This window comes from Lacrimispora algidixylanolytica (genome assembly GCF_003609635.1).
Taxonomy (GTDB): domain Bacteria; phylum Bacillota; class Clostridia; order Lachnospirales; family Lachnospiraceae; genus Lacrimispora; species Lacrimispora algidixylanolytica.
The window spans coordinates 53,454-69,620 of record NZ_MCIA01000003.1 but is presented as its reverse complement, the minus strand read 5'-3'; the positions used below and the strand labels follow the sequence as shown (position 1 = coordinate 69,620).

General features: G+C 37.8%; 19 protein-coding genes and 1 pseudogene. 2 read left to right on the top strand and 18 right to left on the bottom strand.

Annotated features, from left to right (window positions below; translation table 11 throughout):
- Window positions 1-15 precede the first annotated feature (15 nt).
- Window positions 16-1,350 (top strand): MATE family efflux transporter, encoded by a 1,335-nt coding sequence (locus BET01_RS03755; RefSeq protein WP_120195434.1) that lies wholly within the window; start codon window positions 16-18, stop codon window positions 1,348-1,350.
- A 111-nt stretch (window positions 1,351-1,461) separates the two neighbouring features.
- On the opposite strand, the gene BET01_RS03750 is transcribed toward BET01_RS03755, so the two are convergent.
- The 9 genes and pseudogenes from BET01_RS03750 to BET01_RS03710 form a co-directional block, all read right to left on the bottom strand.
- Window positions 1,462-2,916 (bottom strand): serine hydrolase domain-containing protein, encoded by a 1,455-nt coding sequence (locus BET01_RS03750; RefSeq protein ID WP_120195433.1) that lies wholly within the window; start codon window positions 2,914-2,916, stop codon window positions 1,462-1,464.
- A gap of 34 nt (window positions 2,917-2,950) precedes the next feature.
- Window positions 2,951-3,343, bottom strand: a complete 393-nt coding sequence (locus tag BET01_RS03745; protein WP_120195432.1) for a VOC family protein — start codon at window positions 3,341-3,343, stop codon at window positions 2,951-2,953.
- Between the two features lie 36 nt (window positions 3,344-3,379).
- Window positions 3,380-3,655 (bottom strand): annotated as a pseudogene (locus tag BET01_RS03740) (VOC family protein); the annotation flags it as partial.
- 89 nt (window positions 3,656-3,744) lie between these two features.
- On the bottom strand, window positions 3,745-4,335 hold the full coding sequence (locus BET01_RS03735) for a nitroreductase family protein (protein WP_120195431.1): 591 nt from the start codon (window positions 4,333-4,335) through the stop codon (window positions 3,745-3,747).
- Between the two features lie 44 nt (window positions 4,336-4,379).
- Window positions 4,380-5,009 (bottom strand): RpiB/LacA/LacB family sugar-phosphate isomerase, encoded by a 630-nt coding sequence (locus tag BET01_RS03730; protein ID WP_120195430.1) that lies wholly within the window; start codon window positions 5,007-5,009, stop codon window positions 4,380-4,382.
- Between the two features lie 101 nt (window positions 5,010-5,110).
- Window positions 5,111-5,356: a hypothetical protein gene (locus tag BET01_RS03725; RefSeq protein ID WP_243117113.1), complete on the bottom strand. Its 246-nt coding sequence runs from the start codon at window positions 5,354-5,356 to the stop codon at window positions 5,111-5,113.
- A gap of 81 nt (window positions 5,357-5,437) precedes the next feature.
- The gene (locus BET01_RS03720; protein ID WP_120195429.1) at window positions 5,438-6,016 is read right to left on the bottom strand and encodes a type 1 glutamine amidotransferase family protein; all 579 of its coding nucleotides are present in this window, start codon (window positions 6,014-6,016) and stop codon (window positions 5,438-5,440) included.
- A gap of 57 nt (window positions 6,017-6,073) precedes the next feature.
- On the bottom strand, window positions 6,074-7,021 hold the full coding sequence (locus BET01_RS03715; protein WP_120195428.1) for a hypothetical protein: 948 nt from the start codon (window positions 7,019-7,021) through the stop codon (window positions 6,074-6,076).
- 68 nt (window positions 7,022-7,089) lie between these two features.
- The gene (locus tag BET01_RS03710) at window positions 7,090-7,608 is read right to left on the bottom strand and encodes a methyltransferase family protein (RefSeq protein WP_120195427.1); all 519 of its coding nucleotides are present in this window, start codon (window positions 7,606-7,608) and stop codon (window positions 7,090-7,092) included.
- A 505-nt stretch (window positions 7,609-8,113) separates the two neighbouring features.
- Here BET01_RS03710 and BET01_RS03705 point away from each other — a divergent pair.
- Window positions 8,114-9,694 (top strand): N-acetylmuramoyl-L-alanine amidase family protein, encoded by a 1,581-nt coding sequence (locus BET01_RS03705; protein ID WP_120195426.1) that lies wholly within the window; start codon window positions 8,114-8,116, stop codon window positions 9,692-9,694.
- Between the two features lie 134 nt (window positions 9,695-9,828).
- On the opposite strand, the gene BET01_RS03700 is transcribed toward BET01_RS03705, so the two are convergent.
- The 9 genes from BET01_RS03700 to BET01_RS03660 all read right to left on the bottom strand — a co-directional run bounded on the left by BET01_RS03700 (window position 9,829) and on the right by BET01_RS03660 (window position 16,152).
- On the bottom strand, window positions 9,829-10,284 hold the full coding sequence (locus BET01_RS03700) for an HIT family protein (protein ID WP_120195425.1): 456 nt from the start codon (window positions 10,282-10,284) through the stop codon (window positions 9,829-9,831).
- Between the two features lie 127 nt (window positions 10,285-10,411).
- Complete coding sequence (locus BET01_RS03695) at window positions 10,412-11,221, bottom strand: class I SAM-dependent methyltransferase (RefSeq protein ID WP_120195424.1); 810 nt, start codon at window positions 11,219-11,221, stop codon at window positions 10,412-10,414.
- A 30-nt stretch (window positions 11,222-11,251) separates the two neighbouring features.
- Entirely contained in the window at window positions 11,252-12,139 is an 888-nt protein-coding gene (locus BET01_RS03690; RefSeq protein WP_120195423.1) for a GNAT family N-acetyltransferase, read from the bottom strand.
- Window positions 12,140-12,217: 78 nt separating this feature from the next.
- The gene (locus tag BET01_RS03685; protein WP_120195422.1) at window positions 12,218-13,111 is read right to left on the bottom strand and encodes a phosphotransferase; all 894 of its coding nucleotides are present in this window, start codon (window positions 13,109-13,111) and stop codon (window positions 12,218-12,220) included.
- 117 nt (window positions 13,112-13,228) lie between these two features.
- Window positions 13,229-13,963, bottom strand: a complete 735-nt coding sequence (locus tag BET01_RS03680) for an MBL fold metallo-hydrolase (protein ID WP_120195421.1) — start codon at window positions 13,961-13,963, stop codon at window positions 13,229-13,231.
- Window positions 13,964-14,079: 116 nt separating this feature from the next.
- A complete protein-coding gene (locus BET01_RS03675) occupies window positions 14,080-14,670 on the bottom strand; it encodes a GNAT family N-acetyltransferase (RefSeq protein ID WP_120195420.1) in 591 nt (196 codons plus the stop codon).
- Between the two features lie 74 nt (window positions 14,671-14,744).
- On the bottom strand, window positions 14,745-15,158 hold the full coding sequence (locus tag BET01_RS03670; protein ID WP_120195419.1) for a VOC family protein: 414 nt from the start codon (window positions 15,156-15,158) through the stop codon (window positions 14,745-14,747).
- Window positions 15,159-15,202: 44 nt separating this feature from the next.
- Window positions 15,203-15,628 carry a VOC family protein gene (locus BET01_RS03665; RefSeq protein WP_120195418.1) on the bottom strand — a complete coding sequence of 142 codons (426 nt, stop codon included), beginning with the start codon at window positions 15,626-15,628 and terminating at the stop codon, window positions 15,203-15,205.
- Window positions 15,629-15,723: 95 nt separating this feature from the next.
- Entirely contained in the window at window positions 15,724-16,152 is a 429-nt protein-coding gene (locus BET01_RS03660) for a GNAT family N-acetyltransferase (protein WP_120195417.1), read from the bottom strand.
- Window positions 16,153-16,167 lie beyond the last annotated feature (15 nt).

Genomic DNA, 16,167 nt, shown 5'->3' with positions numbered 1-16,167 from the left:
ACTTAGGAGTATGGAATGGACAAAGAATACTTAATTCATGATAAGCCTGCCAAAGCCCTGGCTGCTTTTACCGTGCCGATGATTATCGGCAACTTCTTCCAACAATTTTATACCATGGCCGATTCTGTGATTGTAGGCCGATTTGTCAGCGAAGATGCCCTGGCCGCCATAGGCGCTTCCTATTCCTTTACCAATGTATTTATCTGCGTTGCCATTGGAGGTGGCGTTGGAGCTGCGGTCATCACAGGTCACTATCTGGGTTCCAGAAATTATCAGAAGATGGTGCAGTCTGCCACCACGGCACTCTTATCCTTTCTTTGCCTCAGCGTTTTATTATCTGCCATTGGCCTGATCTTTGGCAGAAGCTTTATGACTTATTTAAACACCCCTGAGAATATTTTAGATATGGCCACGGACTACCTTAACATTTATTTCTGGGGCCTTCCCTTTTTATTTATGTATAATGTGATCTCTGCCATATTTAATGCCATAGGAAAATCAAGGATTCCTTTGTATCTCCTTATTTTTTCTTCCTTGCTTAACATCCTTTTGGCCATCTTTATGGTTTATCACTTGGGACTTGGTGTCCCCGGTGCTGCCTGGGCTACCTTTATTGCACAGGGTGTTTCGGTATTACTTTCTGCCTTACTCCTCTTTAGAGAGTTTAAAAAATACGCCTCTTATCTTCAGAAACCATTCGACCCTTTGGCTCTTTCGGAGATGTCCAAGGTTGCGCTTCCTTCCATTCTCCAACAGTCTACAGTAGCCATTGGCATGCTTCTGGTTCAGTCCGTGGTCAACAGTTTTGGAAGCGAAGTGTTAGCAGGCTTTTCCTCTGCCATGCGGGTTGAAAGCCTTTGCGTTGTTCCAATGGCTGCCATTGGAAATGCCATGTCTTCCTACACCGCCCAGAACCTGGGTGCTGGGAAAGCAGAACGGGTAAGGAAAGGTTATCACGCCGCCAATCTATTTGTTTTCCTGTTTGCTATATCTTCTTGTATTATTTTAGAACTATTTCACACTCCCATTGTTCGGTTGTTCTTGGGAGGTGGCGGAACTCAGCTTGCCTATGAAACTGGAACTGGGTATTTAAGATTTATGGGCTTCTTCTTTGTTCTCATCGGGCTTAAGATGAGCACGGACGGGCTGCTTCGAGGTGCGGCTGATATGAAGATGTTTACCATTGCTAATTTCACCAATCTGACCATACGAGTAGTTATGGCAGTGACTCTTGCGCCTCGATTTGGCATTGCCATGGTTTGGTTCGCAGTTCCTATTGGGTGGCTGGTAAACTATATTATCTCTTATTTTCAGTACCGGACTGGGAAATGGAAGACAATCTTACATTAAAAGAATGTGGGACAGCTACCCTATATATTTATAATAAAACAGCCATAGGACAATTTAGAATTGAACCTATGGCTGTTTTATTATTTAGGTATTTAATTGCTTCCAATGTGTTTAGTTCCTGGGCAATGCTTGATATGAGTAAGTGTATACAGACCATGCAATGGCTGCCGTTAATAATGCGGAAGAGATTAAAGCGGTAAGGATACTATACGTTTGCCAAATAAGTATGATTGACCGATTAGATACAATCAGCATTGAGAATAAGCATAAAATGATTGTAGCAATGATTAAGATAGTGGTTATGATTATTCTCTTTTTTGTCATTGGACGTCTCTCAAATGTCTTAGTTCTTCGTCTCCCTAAGAAAGCCAACAAGACCGCCAGTGGGCAAAATATAAATGTAAGAGATGACAAGATAATATCCAAAAGTTGAGAGCTGCTTATTGTATATGACTGGGTTAGATTGCCGTCTAATATATCATTAACGTTTTTCACCAGGCTGATATTGGTATTAGCGCCGTTGGTCAGCAAGCAGATGGCTGTCCTTTCCTTTGGCAGTATGGACACCTGTGTACTGAAATTGGGATTGCCCCCTGAGTGCTCTATTATGGTTTGATCGGCGTTTACCAACCAACCTGCCCCATAATACATGTCATTGACTGCCGAAACTGACTTATCACCCTGATGTGATTTCTCAATCACCGTCTGGTATATTTCAGGTATATCTTTTACAGTCCCCATCTGTATGCCCATCCAATGAGCCATATCTTTTGTACAGGAAATGATGTAGCCTGCAGGTTTATTCCCAGCGTAATCCGGTGCATGATATGGGGTTGTTGTAAAAAAGGAAGAACGATAGCCTTGCGCCAAATATCCGGTAACCCTAGCCTCCTCTTTATATACATACGTCTGATGAAGACCTAGCGGCTGAAATATCTGTTCCTTCATAAAGTCTTCATAGCTTTGTCCCGTGACCTTCTCTATCACCAGGCCCAATACGTCATAATTAACGGTTCCATAGTCATACTGTTCTCCGGGTGGAAATGAAAGTTCAGCATCTACCAGCTTTTTTACAGTCTTTTGAAGCATATCTGGTGTATTGCCTTGTGGAATATCTTTCGTATGCCACCTGTTTGTTAGTCCGCTGGTATGGTGAAGAAAGTTATTCAGTGTAACACTTTGCATATCAACAGGTTTTCCTTGGTACTTTAACGTAAAACAAGGTAAATATGTTTGGATTGTATCCGTGGTTGACAGCAGCCCTTTCTCTTCCAGCAAAAGAATGCCCAAGCCGGTAAATGCTTTACTAACAGAGGCCAACTCATACAATGTATCTTCACTTGCTGACTCTCCTTTTTCACGATTCGCATAGCCAGAAGAAAAGTAGAACACTTCATCGTTATCAAGTATGGAGACCGACATTCCCGGTACACCTGATTTACGGCAGGCCTCATCTAAGAACCCTTGTATTGCCTCACCTTGTGAATCTGACATCGCATACGTTTGCGTTGCAAATGTTGAGAATATTAGAAATATGGTTAATGCAAAAACAATGAACTTTTTCATAAACACTCCATTATATAAAGATTATTATGCTTCACTATACACATAAGTACCAGTATACTCCGTACTGATCCACTACCTCTGCACAGCAGGGGCTCCACGAAAGAGATCCCAGGGACAAGAGTATGGTTCCATTCTTACTCAACTTATCAAAGGCTTTTTTTACTTCCTCGTCGCTTTCAAAGCTTATCCCAAAACACATGGTAGGGCGGGCATCTTTTAAGTCTGAGGCCAGCATGAAATTTACCAAAGTATCATTCCTGGATTCACTGACAGCAAATACTTCTTTCCCGTCTTTATGCAGTTCCGCGTGCATAAAAGTTCCATCTGGATACACTTCATGATATCCCAAGGTAAGACCAAATGCCTCCTGATAAAATCCCACTGCTTCAACTGTATTCTTAATATATAGCGTAGCCCCCAATTTCATATTACACCTCATCTCTAAGAATTGCCTTTCAAGGTATCAAACCGTAATCTCTATCTGATTGTTTTCCAGCCCAATGATACAGCTTTCATAATATCCATCTCCTGTGGTTCTTGGTCCGCTAATTACCGGATAGCCATCTTCCTTTAGACGAGTCGTCAGCGCATCTACCCCTTCTTTGCTTCCTCCACTTAATGCAATATGAATCAATCCAGTCCTGGTCAGAGTCTTAGGCTCATCCTCCATGACAGGCTTATTCATAAGCTCCAATCTGGGTCCTTCTTCAAATGTCAGAAAGTAAGGCCGGAATCCGGTGAAGGTGTATCTTTATGTCATTAATCGATTATCTTATGTAGCATCAGGATTGTAACTCTATTTAACCCATCAATGGTCAACACTGAACATCAATCACGCCACTCCACAACCTGCTCCATCCCTTTTCTAGGCCTTGCATCAGGCGCCTGGTCTGCATACCCAAATGAAATGGCAGCAAAAAGTTCACCTTCTGTATTTAAATAATTCTGCAGTTCATCGTAGGCAAAATAAGTATCGCAAATCCACAAGCTACCCAAGCCAAGTTCGGTGGCTGTAAGTATCATATTTTCAATTGCTGCACCAACCGACTGAGCATTACAGATTTCACTGATATGCTCTTCCTTTGTCAATGAGGCATGGACGTCAATCCCCACTGGATTGATTACAAAAATGGTCACTGGTGCCTGTTCCATGATATGAAAGGTATTTACTGCCCCAGTAATATAATGAGTCACACTTGGTAAGAGAGGCTGCACCTTCTCCCGTTCCAATCCACTTTCCATGGCTGCCAACATGTCTTTCTTTGCATCTCCTGTAACTACTACAAATTTCCAGGGCTGACCGTTTTTTGATGACGGCGCAAGAATTCCTGATTGCAGTATTTCTTCTATCATGTGTTTTGACACTTCATCCGGTTTAAATTTCCGTATGCTGCGTCTGTTTTTAATTGCTTCTAACATTATATTTACGCCCTTTCTTTTGGTAGTGCTTTTAGTGGTACCTTTTACATAGTTCTGAGGAACTGCTTTCGTTTTTCGTCTTTTCCATTCTGCATGATATAATTATATACAGGATCATAGGTTAAAGCGGTTTTGACAAAAGTCTGATCCAATTCCGGTATGATTTCAATCAGGCTTTTCTTACTTAAGGCGTTGATTTTTTTTAGCAACAATGTATCTTCCATTTTCCGCTGTGCATCTTCAACCGGATAACCAATTCCAAGTGGCTCTTCAAACAAGGCCTTCATAGTATTTTGCAAATTAATCTCTCCTGCCCACCCAAAGTTCAGCCCCAAAGGGTAAGAAGCAACATTTCCATGATTAATTCTTCCAAATAAATACGCATCCGTTGGATTTTCAATATAGCCACATAGAATTCCCGGCAGACTGTTACAGGCAAGCATCATACCTTGTCCAGAAGAACAGCCAGTTACCACAAAATCGACTGCTTTACTCTCTATGAGCATACTGATACATAATGCAACTTGAACGTAAGAATAATTCATTTTTTCATTGCCAAATACACCAAAGTTGATCACCTCGTGATCTTGATTGGCTACTGCCACCTTGACACTCTTTTCTAATATCTTATTTTTGTCACTTTGGGAACTAGCCTGTATCACACCTATTGTCATTTAGAAACTCCTATCCTATGTAGTAAAACGGTATTTACAATTGCTTTGATAAATCTCACGATAGAGGTCAAAGAATCTTTTTTACTAAATCTATAATAACATTACTTAATAGCAACTAATGTGAATTCTCCTATGGTGTACCTTCTACAAAGACACCTTGGCATCTGCTTCCTTATTTCCTCATCATAAAATCTTGCATGAGCCATCTCGCCTTCAAACACATCCTCAGAAAAATAATTCATAACCGGTTGTTCCAGATTTAGTGTATCTGATATCTTTGTGAATGGGTGAAAATCACTACAAATCATTTTCCCACCACTCTTTAACAAGGAAAACATAACATTCATAAAGTAATAGCCTGCGTTTCGGTGGCGAGCCTATCTTTAATGGTTGATACGTTATTACATAGGCGATTTTTACATACTCATCTATCGAACAGCACCATTTTGGAAATTATCAAACCACGTCTCCATCTCTTCCTCTGTATCGACCTTTAAAATCTTAAAGATTTCATAGGCAAATTCAACGGCAGCCGTTTCATTAGCCGTGATAAAACCACCATCAGAAACGACTTGAGCTGGTATGTAAAATTCTTCACCTCTATACCCTTTTACGCCTTGAAACAGTTTCAAAGAATCGCCGGTATGTTTTATATTGTTTAAAAATCCTTGCTTACACAGAAAATACGTTGCTCCACATATAGCTGCAACCGGAATATTATAGTTCCTGGCTTTCCTAACAAACTGCGCTATTTCATCATAGTCATTTTCTTCCCAAGATAGCCCCCCGGGAATAATAAGCATTGCAACTTGGTCGTAATGGTCATAGCTGTTAATGCTATAATCCACTGCGGCTTTTATACCACCCATAGATACCAAATTAGTGGAGTTGATTCCAATCGTCTTTACCCTATAATCTGAAAATGAGTTAATAACAGCAACCGCATAACTTGCCTCCCAATCGCACCAGCGGTCTGTTAAAAGAAGAAGTACTTCATTTTTATTCATAACGGCGTCTCCTATTGGTATTTGCTTTTATTAATTGGTTGCGTAATATCGCCTTCTTCACTTATCAATTATAGTCTTCACAACCAAATCATTCAGTTTTACTTTTTCTGATTCCATTTCCGCCTTACTAGTACTAGATATGGTTTTCAAATGATACAAAACACTTATCATCTGATCTTTGGTATCTTTCACCTTAGCCTGAGATTGATTGATTTTATCTAACACAGCCCAATCTGCAAATAATCCATCAAAAAAGTAGTCTGCGAAATATAAAAATCCATCGATACTAACCTGTATATCGGCATCAATCGTCACATCAGTCAACTCCGTCTTAAAACGGCGCAGTTGCACCTGCAGATCTTCAACCAGCTTCTGAGCTTCATCAAGATGGCTATGTTTTGCCATTCCAGATATCAGCCCTCCGCCCATTAGATCCCAAGTTCCCCAACCCTCTGCACTATCAAGATTAGAAAGAACATGATCAATAATACTAAGTGCTTTCTCTCCAGCCGCAAGAGCCTCATTTATCTCTTTTAGTTGATTTTCAATATATGCAATACGTTCCTCTGCTTGAAATATCTCTTCTGCTTCATCAGATCCCCTAAATTTGATCTCTTCTACCTTATCCCTTAACATTCTCTCATATTGTTGTTCAGAGCCCTTTCGTCGATTCAATTCTGCCTCACTTCGCAAAATATCTTCCTCAACGGAAGAAAGCTCACGAGCCGAAACGTCATACTTTACCTTAGCGGCATATGCTTCCTCTCGCTCCTTATCCAAACGTTCTTCCTTCTTACCAATCACGGCATAAAAGAATGCCGCCAGGCTATGGCCCTCTAATTGATCAACATCTGCCTGTTGATCGAGCTTATTTTTTTGAAACTCAGATACTCGGGCGCTTAACACCTCACGCTGTTTATTTAATTCTTTAAGCTTAGACTCCTCACGCCTTTTTTGGGCGATCTGTTGTTGTAGAAGCTGTAATTGCTCGTCATAATATGCCATATTAAAACTCCTCTCATTCTTTTCTATTCGATTCACTTAATTTGTGAAATGATGTCTATCAAACGATTTTAAATATAACGTCTTACTTTATTCATATAACTGATGTACTCTTGCCCAAATTCCTTCCTACACCATCTTTCTTCCGAAAGAATAATCCAATGTGCGGATATCTGAAATACGATTAGGATTGCAAACAGTATCCATGACTGAGTAAGTACCGTACAACCTAAGAAATAGATAAAATATGCTACATACATAGGATTACGGGAAACCTGATAAAGCCCATTTAGATTAATACCATTTTCCGCAGGTTTTGCAAAATCTAATACAGAGACAAGACACAATAATATTCCCAATACATAGATCGCCAAACCTGCATAAAACCAGTATGATCCAGTCTTAATTTTAAGAAAGAAGGGATACAGAAAGATAAAAATATTTGATACCTGGTAAAACCAAAGTGCCACCTTCTCCTTGCCAATCATTGGAGTGAAAAAAGCCGCACGTTTTAACGCATTCTTATTAAGTATATTTAATACTCCAAATCTTATAAGTATAAGGGGTAATAAAGACAGAAATCCATTCATAATATCCTCACCTCATGCGCTTTATTTTTACTACCATTTTAACATTTTCCTATATATAATCAACCTTCTAGAAAAAATAATCTAATCCGAGAAAATGCTCTTACAAAGAAAACGGTGTATCGTTTTCTAAAATCATTGAAATCAAAGAAATATATTGATCAATAAAATCATTTCCTTCGAAGTACAAAACGAATAAGAAAAAAGCTTTACACTTATCTTTTTTTTCCATTTTGTCCCATTAGCTAAAGTATTTTATTATTGATAAACAATTTCATTTTTATATGAAATTGTGTTTTTAATTTTAACTATTAAAAATAATCTATCAATAAGGCTTGTTTTTCTTAAAATTGTATAAATTATACTTTACAAATTTAGATAAGTACTATACCATATAGGCGTGATATGTTTATCTTTGAAGCACTATGAAAAGACAGTGATTGATATGAGGTAAATCTTCGCCATATCATTAAAATATTACATACATTACAATAAGGGAGACATACTTGTGAACAAGCAATGGACTAAAAATACTTTTATTATTATGACAGCAGCTACACTAACCATAAATACTGTTATGGTATCAAAAGCAGATGGCTGGACAGAGACAGAAAACGGCTGGCATTACGAAGAGAATGGCAGGTATACAACATCAGCTTGGAAAAAAGGACAAAGCGGTCTTTATTACCTAGGTGATAATGGTAAGTTAATGACTGCCTCCTGGATTACCGATGGAGACAAAACATACTATGTCAATTCCGAAGGACTTCGAGTTAAAAATTCATGGGTTTATAACAAGCCCTGGAATGATTCCACGGAAAAAAATCAATATTGGTATTATTTTGATCAAAACGGTGAAATGATGACCGGAAAGCAGCAAATCGGGGATAAAAAATACTTTTTCTCCAGTACCGGCGAGATGATGACCGGTTGGATTACGTACTCAGATAATGAAGCCGAGTATTTAACAGACGAGGTCAGCAGTGATGATACCTATTACTGCCTTGAGGACGGAAGCAGAGCAAGCGGCTGGCTTAAGCTGGAATCTCCTGACAGTGAAGACAGTTCAGAAAAAGAGTACTGGTATAATTTTAAAAGTAGCGGAATGATTCGGAGAAACACAAAAACCTCCATTGGAGATCATGATTTCTGCTTTGATGAACAAGGCCGGATGATTGACGGTTGGGCTTATAAAACAGTGGATGATACATACATAAAGGTTGATGAGAATACCGATAAAGCGCTTTTAGATACCTATAGTAATGACGTAAGCAGGTATTACTATTGCGGCGAGGAAGATCTGGGAGTCCTACAAAAAGAGATCTGGCTATCCATCGTACCACCTGGATTAAATGGTGATCCTGATGAAGACACCTCCTGGTATTACTTTGATAAAAGGGGAAAGATAATGACCGCAGCAAAGGCTACCTCCTCTGAAGCTACACCATCGAATGCAAGTCGTATGACAGAAGTAAGAGGGGTCGATACTAAAGGCAAATATGATTTAGCTGGGGGTGACGATGATTTAATTCACGCTCGCCTTGAAAAAATCAATAATATTTATTATCTTTTTAACTCCAAGGGAGAAATTATTGATGGCTTGCTTTACATCTATAATAAAGATGGTTCCTTCCAATTAAAAGAAGGCTATTATTATTTCGGCTCCAAATCTTCAAGATCCACAGGAAAAGTAAAATTAGAAAATGACGCGACAGAATACGATTACTATTTCTCCAAAAAGAGAGAAAAGGGCTATTCCGAAGGTCAGGGAGTCACTGGAGTATATGACGGAAAGTTATATTATAAGGGACTTGCAGTAACAGCAGATGAAGATACAAAATATAAGTTAATTTATATTCCCGAGTTAGTCAAAACTAACAATACAGGTTTATATATCGTAGATGAAGCTGGAAAAGTAAAAACCGGCGGCCTGACTTCTGAAATGTATGACGGATCTAAATATAGAATCAAAAAACTTGGATCTGGCTATCAAATTTTCCATGTAGATGGGGATACAAAAGAAGAGACAGAACTCCATGAGGATGACGCTGATCTTACCCTGGATTTTATGGAGCCTGGTCTTATTTAATTCGTTTAAAGACATTGTCGTAAAGGAAAATCTTACATAATAATAATTGGGCTGGAAGCTCCTAACAGGAGTATTCAGCCCTTTATTATGGGGATTAAGGCAATCCTGTTTGAGTTGCATTGCCTCGCTCTACGTTAATGCGCCTGAATCAGCTTTTCAATTTCTTCCTTGAGCTCTCTTTTCATACATATTAATTCATCTTCACTAAGGCGATTGGAATCGCTATACATTTCCTCCATAGGCAACCGCCACACTGGTCCTATTGTTGGCGTATCTCCCGTAACTCTTGGAAAGATATGCCAATGCAAATGGGTATCCCCATTACCTAACAATTCGTAATTTAATTTTTCAGGTTTAAATACATGATAAACAGCCTCAGCCACGATAGACATCTCTTTTAAATATTTTAATTTGTACTCTTCCTGTAAATGATGCAGTTCTATGGCATGTTCTTTACACAAGAATAAGGCATAGCCCTTAAAATGTTGGTGATCACCCATGACAACATAACCAGTTTCTAGTTCCATAACGAAATAAGGATTGGTTCCATTCTTTATCGTTTCAATTCGTTCACACACTAGACACCCCATATTTATCCCCCAGCTTCTCTAACGTTTATTATTGATAATCAACTTCTAAATACTTCCATAACGCTGATATCTTGAGATATAAAATACGAAATTAAAATATTAACGACTTTTTATTTCCTAGCAATCCTTATAATTTCCTAGCTTTGATTACAAATGTGACTGGTAGCATTTGGGCTTTTTTAGAAAAATCATTATTTTCATATACTTGAAGAATTTCCTCGTCAGATTTCTCAACCATCTCCTCAATGGTAAACCCTGCTTTTGATAATGCATTGATATAAGTTGATAACTTACGATCCGATAAGGAGATTTCACCTCCCCCAAGAGATACGGTATACCACGATTCATCAAAATAAGGTTTTTTAATAATCAGAGAATCATTTTCAATTGTAACGCATTTATGCATTGGGTGAGACCAACTGAAAATAAAAACACCATCTTTCTTTGCATAGGAAGCAATCTTATGAAACGTACGATCAAGATCAGTCGCCCAGCCCACGCCATATATTGAATAAACATAATCAAAATAATCTTTTGGTATTCCGCACTCTTCTTCCATAGGTGAGCAGATTAATGTTGCTGAAAAACCGCAAGAGGATAAACACTCCTTCGTTTTTTCTATCTGCTTTTCAGAGATATCCAGTCCCCACAGCTCAGACGCCCCACGCTCTCCATGATATTTTAGGGAAATTCCAGTTCCGCACCCTATCTCTAATAACTTTTTCCCAGATACATCACCAAAAAGACGGATCTTTTCCTCTGTAATAAATGCACCATACTTAGGGAGTGCCGTTGTTCCTATAACCTCATTTCCTTTCGTATCCCAAAAAGAGCTGTTGACGTTATGAATATTTTTTTTATCCAAATCCACCAATGTGGCTAAACCAACTTCACCAGCCCCTATAATATTAACTCTCTGACCAGAATCCTTTTTCATAACGTTCCTCCATTGATATATGTTCTTACGTTAGGCGCGGGACAACAAAGGAAATATTACCTTATTGTCTCTGAAAATATTTTCCTTCCCAATTCGCACAAACAAGTGATTATCTTCTTCTTTGGATTCCTCAATTATGTATCCATCTTTTGATATTGGTGTGAAGCCAAGGCAGATAGTATCGGTATCCTCATATGCCATAATACTTAGTATATCATCCATTTGAATCTTACCATCTGCAAACACATCATAACAAATAAGCTGATTATTATCATACTTAGTCACGACAACAGCATCATACTGTTCCACGTAGTAAATATCCTGCGTAACAAATTGTATGCTATGAAATACGAACTGGCATAAATTATCTACTTTAAGTTCGGAGAATGGATTTCCTAGCTTATATTTTCTCATAATTAAATCCCAATCCCGAGGAACCTCTATATCAAGCTTTCTATAAGCACCATTTACTTTGGATATAGATTTACTATATTGAAACTCCTTAAATTCCTCAAAACCAAACTTAGGATAAAAATCTACGACAGAATCATTTGACAATAAATAAATCGCATCGCATTTATCCCTCCATTCACTTACAACGGTTTCCATTAAGTAACGATTAAGTCCTTTGTTTCTATATTCAGGCAAGGTCATAACGGTACTGATTTGTACATAGCGCTTTTGTTGCCCCTGCCAGTATATATCATTAATACAAACCGCCACACTTGAAACAGTGATATCATCATGCATTATGGTATAGGGGATAAAACGATCATCCCAATAACCAGATTGATACCACTGGTCAAATTTCAATTTATAGATCTTCTTTGCAAGTTGAAAATAACTCATTCTGGTGACATCATTATTTAATGCGTTAATAACGTAGTCATACTCTTGACTATGAATGAAACATTGCATTTCAATTCCTCCGTATGTAGATAAACCAATAAAATTATAAATCACATGCTGATTTCGCAATCTAACAATACGAGATTCCTAGTCTAGCAAAAGGTGTTTTTCCATTTCATAATTCATATTCTTATAAGAAAGGAAAGTAAAATAGTCAAGCGTGTTTAGTATCTTAGCACATTCGTATTCACACCTTTTTAATTCCATAGGACAAATCGTATCATTTGTATAAAATGAATCTGTACCATAGAGAAACCCACCATTCAAACGGAAATAACTCATATAGCTTGGTGTATATAACGCACTACCAAAGTCAAAAACTCCTTTTATCTGTTGGGCGTCTTTATCCATAAAAATATTATTCCAATGTAAATCCAGGTGCGAAAACACTGCAATAGGCTGCTTTTCCTGATCTAGTTGTTTACAATTTTCATTAACTTTATCTGTTATAATCTTACATTCATCTTCAGTTAGGCTTCCATAACGTAAGCAGTCATTTAATGCTATCTTTACAATGTTTTTGTATGAATCTGTCCACTTATTAAATTGCTCTAAATTACCGCCTTTATATAGTCCTCCAAAATACTCAGACTGAATGTTATTCATCTTTTCAAGAATACACAGCGCTTGGTCTTTTATCTGTTTTTGCTTCTTAAGATCAAGCAGTCCCCATAAATTCCCCAATACTTCATAGTCCATATATTCTGTTATAATAAATTTTGCATCCAAATCATAATCTAGAATTTGTGGACAAGGGATGCTCTGACTTGTACACAAATCTGTGCTTATGACTTCTCGTTCTATTTGGTTTTCATACAAGTCCGGAAGATGATCCTTATCTTGGATTTTAATAAAATATTTATTATCACCATAGCTTGCTATATAGGACGAATTAACATCCCCATTTTTACAACGACTTAAAATTATATTATCAGGACTTGTATTGAATAACTTTTCAAGAGATTCATTAAGACTTTTCATTTGTTAACACCTTGTCTGTATTTTTGTAGAAGTATGTAATTGATATACATTGCACACTGTTTAAATAATAGCAGCTTCACAAATAATTAGATACTGAAATAGTTTTTAATTATTCCGTTATGTAAAACTTGCAATAATTTTTTTCAAACTTCTTTTCACATCAGTGTCACAAACCCCACCGTGGTAGCAAATGATTTTTTCTATATCATAATTTTCCAGATTTCGAATGGAGTCTTTTGCCTCTTCCATATTCAATGCATACTCTGGCACCGCCATGCGCAGTTTTCCACCTTCATTAACAAGTGCATCTCCAGAAATCAGTGTTTTCTCCTTTTTAACATATAAGGAGATATGTCCTGGCATATGGCCTTTCGTGTCAACTACCTCAATACCACCGCAGTAAGGAAGAATCTCTCCACTGTCTATTATCGAAACCTCGTCCACCTTTTTGACAGAGGCTATGACTTTTTGAAACTGTATCCCGTATTCCTTTTTATCTTCTGGTAACGTATTCTGGATATCTTCGGCCTGCTGTAAACGTAGGGACTTGCTCTTTCCTGTAATATAAGGAGCTTGCTCTTTAGAACACAAAACTTCAATTTGGGGATATTCCTGAGTTATTTCTCGTAACGCCCCCATATGATCATGGTCATGGTGCGTAATAATGATTTTGGTTAATTGACTTAAGGATAAGCCATATTTTTGCATTGCATTTTCTAGCTTTGGCATGGAATCTGGATAGCCACAATCAATTAAAATTAATTCGTTCTCATCTTTTAAAAGTACAGGGTATATGATACGCTCTGACTTACCTGAATTAAACGTTACTGGCAATAAATATATATGGCTCATTATAAATACTCCTGTTCTTATTTCTATTAATTGTATTTCTCAATGTCTTTAAAATAGTTATTCTAAATATATCAGAAAACCATATTTGCTTCTCAAGTTACATATTTAGAGTGGAACTACCTTAACTGTTTCCTCATGACAAGTCCTTGCTGTGTCTCTTTTAAAACATAAAACCCCATTTTATTATACAATTCAAAATGGCCTCCAAAATCTGAAGATTGATAACTTGATTCTTTGTACGGGTATGCCTCTACAAAGTCAAATCCATCTTCCGCGGCATCTTTACACACTCGCTCCAAGAATTGTGTGGCAATGCCCTGTCTTTTCATCTCCGGCGCAATCATGAAGCAAAATATTGATTTCACCTTTATGTCTGTCCCTGGTTCCTCTAGTGGCACATAATCCATAAACCTTTGCCAACTAGCGCATTTCAAGCAATCTGCCTTCGTATTGGCGTTACACCAACCAACCACCACATCGTCCCTATAGGCAAGATAACCTTGAACGTTATTGCCTTTCACATATTCAAAGGCGCACTCTCTTCTTTTCTCTGCTGTGGAAAGATCTTTGTTCTTATAATCATCATTACACCAACACACACAATAACATTTATTTTCATCTACATTATCATCGTGCGGTGTTACATCGAAAAAATGAACGTAATCATCTGCATGTTCTGGCATCAGCTTGCGTATCTCAATCGCCATTTACTACCTCCCCAAATAGAAACAACTTATATTTTACTATGTCTATATAATAACGGTTTTTAATATAAGTCATGTTAAAAGTCACACATCAACTCCCATTGAACTCTGAAACGATCCTTTACAGTACCGATAATTACCATGTAAGGCGGTCTTTCCAGTGGCCTTATCACTTCTCCTCCGTCGCTAAGTACGGAGAAGGCCTTTTCAACCTCTTCTTCTGAATCAAACCCAATAATATGAGTCACCTTTTTCGTGAGTTTCACATTTTCTTCATCGGACAAATCATTCATTCTTACCTCTTGGTCACCAAACATAATCTCGGAATGGTAAACCATTGATTCCTTAGCCGCATCTGGTTGTTCCCAACCATGTTTCACAGCATCAGAATAATATAATAAACTCCTTACCGTGCAGCCAAAAGCTCGCTTGTATTCTTTCAATGCTTCCTCTGTCTCACCAGAAAAACATAATTGCTGTATCATTTTCATTTCATAACTCCTTATGAATCAAATATTTTACCTTATGTGTTTTTCTATAACAGGCCAAAATGGGGACTTTCCATAACAGATTTCATTTGACATAGGCAAAAAGGATGTCCTGCTGGGTCAAGCATAACTCTCCAATCTTCAGAAAATTGATCATCTGCAACGGTTGCTCCACATTGGATCGCATGTTGAACGGCTTTTTCTAAGTCATTAACAGCAAAGTCTAAATGTGCCATTTGCTGCTGAACTCCAGGCTCTCCCGGCCATACAGGTGGTTTATACTCAGGATTTTGCTGAAACAATACACAAGGATATGATCCCTGATTCGATCCCGGAGGGTATGCACATGCAAATTCCTCGCCGAGAGGCATGGTTTCCCACTTGAGCAACGCCGCATAAAAGTTTGCCAGATGATTTGGCTCTTTGCAATCCACCGTAAATGAGTACATTTTGATTTTCAATTCTTCATCCATAAGACTAATACCCCCTGATATTAATAATTTATATTATAACTTCATAGTTACCACTATTTTTAACTTCTCCGTTTGGTCATTTGTGGAAGTTGTAATCACAGTTTCTTTTCCATTTCTACATAAAGACCATCGCGAAATGTTTCAAAAAAACCAGAATGTCGGTACAACGTAATAGCTGGTTCAAGTGTAATGCGCGTGCTTAAATGTAGCTTATGATCACCACACTGTTTTGCATATTGCTCAACCATGTTGAGCATTAATTTAGATATTCCGCGTCCACGATATTCTTGTTTTATAAACATACGTTTAACTTCACCGACATCTGAAGATTTCTTGCGATAAGCGACACAGCCTATTGGCAATTCTCCAAAGTAGGCTAACCAAACTCTTTTTATTTTTTCATTTTTGCTATAACGGGTATAGTAAACTCCATCAGCACCGAGAAAGTCCATCATATAGTCATCTTGCTCGGAAAAGAGTTTAATAACCTCTTCGGAAATAACATCTAATAATGTTATCTTCATAATTACACCTCCGCC

Bases quoted from the DNA above. Each gene is read 5' to 3' on its own strand.
- BET01_RS03755 (WP_120195434.1), top strand. From the start codon at position 16: ATGGACAAAGAATACTTAATTCATGATAAGCCTGCCAAAGCCCTGGCT.
- BET01_RS03750 (WP_120195433.1), bottom strand. From the start codon at position 2,916: ATGAAAAAGTTCATTGTTTTTGCATTAACCATATTTCTAATATTCTCA.
- BET01_RS03745 (WP_120195432.1), bottom strand. From the start codon at position 3,343: ATGAAATTGGGGGCTACGCTATATATTAAGAATACAGTTGAAGCAGTG.
- BET01_RS03735 (WP_120195431.1), bottom strand. From the start codon at position 4,335: ATGTTAGAAGCAATTAAAAACAGACGCAGCATACGGAAATTTAAACCG.
- BET01_RS03730 (WP_120195430.1), bottom strand. From the start codon at position 5,009: ATGACAATAGGTGTGATACAGGCTAGTTCCCAAAGTGACAAAAATAAG.
- BET01_RS03725 (WP_243117113.1), bottom strand. From the start codon at position 5,356: ATGAATGTTATGTTTTCCTTGTTAAAGAGTGGTGGGAAAATGATTTGT.
- BET01_RS03720 (WP_120195429.1), bottom strand. From the start codon at position 6,016: ATGAATAAAAATGAAGTACTTCTTCTTTTAACAGACCGCTGGTGCGAT.
- BET01_RS03715 (WP_120195428.1), bottom strand. From the start codon at position 7,021: ATGGCATATTATGACGAGCAATTACAGCTTCTACAACAACAGATCGCC.
- BET01_RS03710 (WP_120195427.1), bottom strand. From the start codon at position 7,608: ATGAATGGATTTCTGTCTTTATTACCCCTTATACTTATAAGATTTGGA.
- BET01_RS03700 (WP_120195425.1), bottom strand. From the start codon at position 10,284: ATGGGGTGTCTAGTGTGTGAACGAATTGAAACGATAAAGAATGGAACC.
- BET01_RS03695 (WP_120195424.1), bottom strand. From the start codon at position 11,221: ATGAAAAAGGATTCTGGTCAGAGAGTTAATATTATAGGGGCTGGTGAA.
- BET01_RS03690 (WP_120195423.1), bottom strand. From the start codon at position 12,139: ATGCAATGTTTCATTCATAGTCAAGAGTATGACTACGTTATTAACGCA.
- BET01_RS03685 (WP_120195422.1), bottom strand. From the start codon at position 13,111: ATGAAAAGTCTTAATGAATCTCTTGAAAAGTTATTCAATACAAGTCCT.
- BET01_RS03680 (WP_120195421.1), bottom strand. From the start codon at position 13,963: ATGAGCCATATATATTTATTGCCAGTAACGTTTAATTCAGGTAAGTCA.
- BET01_RS03675 (WP_120195420.1), bottom strand. From the start codon at position 14,670: ATGGCGATTGAGATACGCAAGCTGATGCCAGAACATGCAGATGATTAC.
- BET01_RS03670 (WP_120195419.1), bottom strand. From the start codon at position 15,158: ATGAAAATGATACAGCAATTATGTTTTTCTGGTGAGACAGAGGAAGCA.
- BET01_RS03665 (WP_120195418.1), bottom strand. From the start codon at position 15,628: ATGGATGAAGAATTGAAAATCAAAATGTACTCATTTACGGTGGATTGC.
- BET01_RS03660 (WP_120195417.1), bottom strand. From the start codon at position 16,152: ATGAAGATAACATTATTAGATGTTATTTCCGAAGAGGTTATTAAACTC.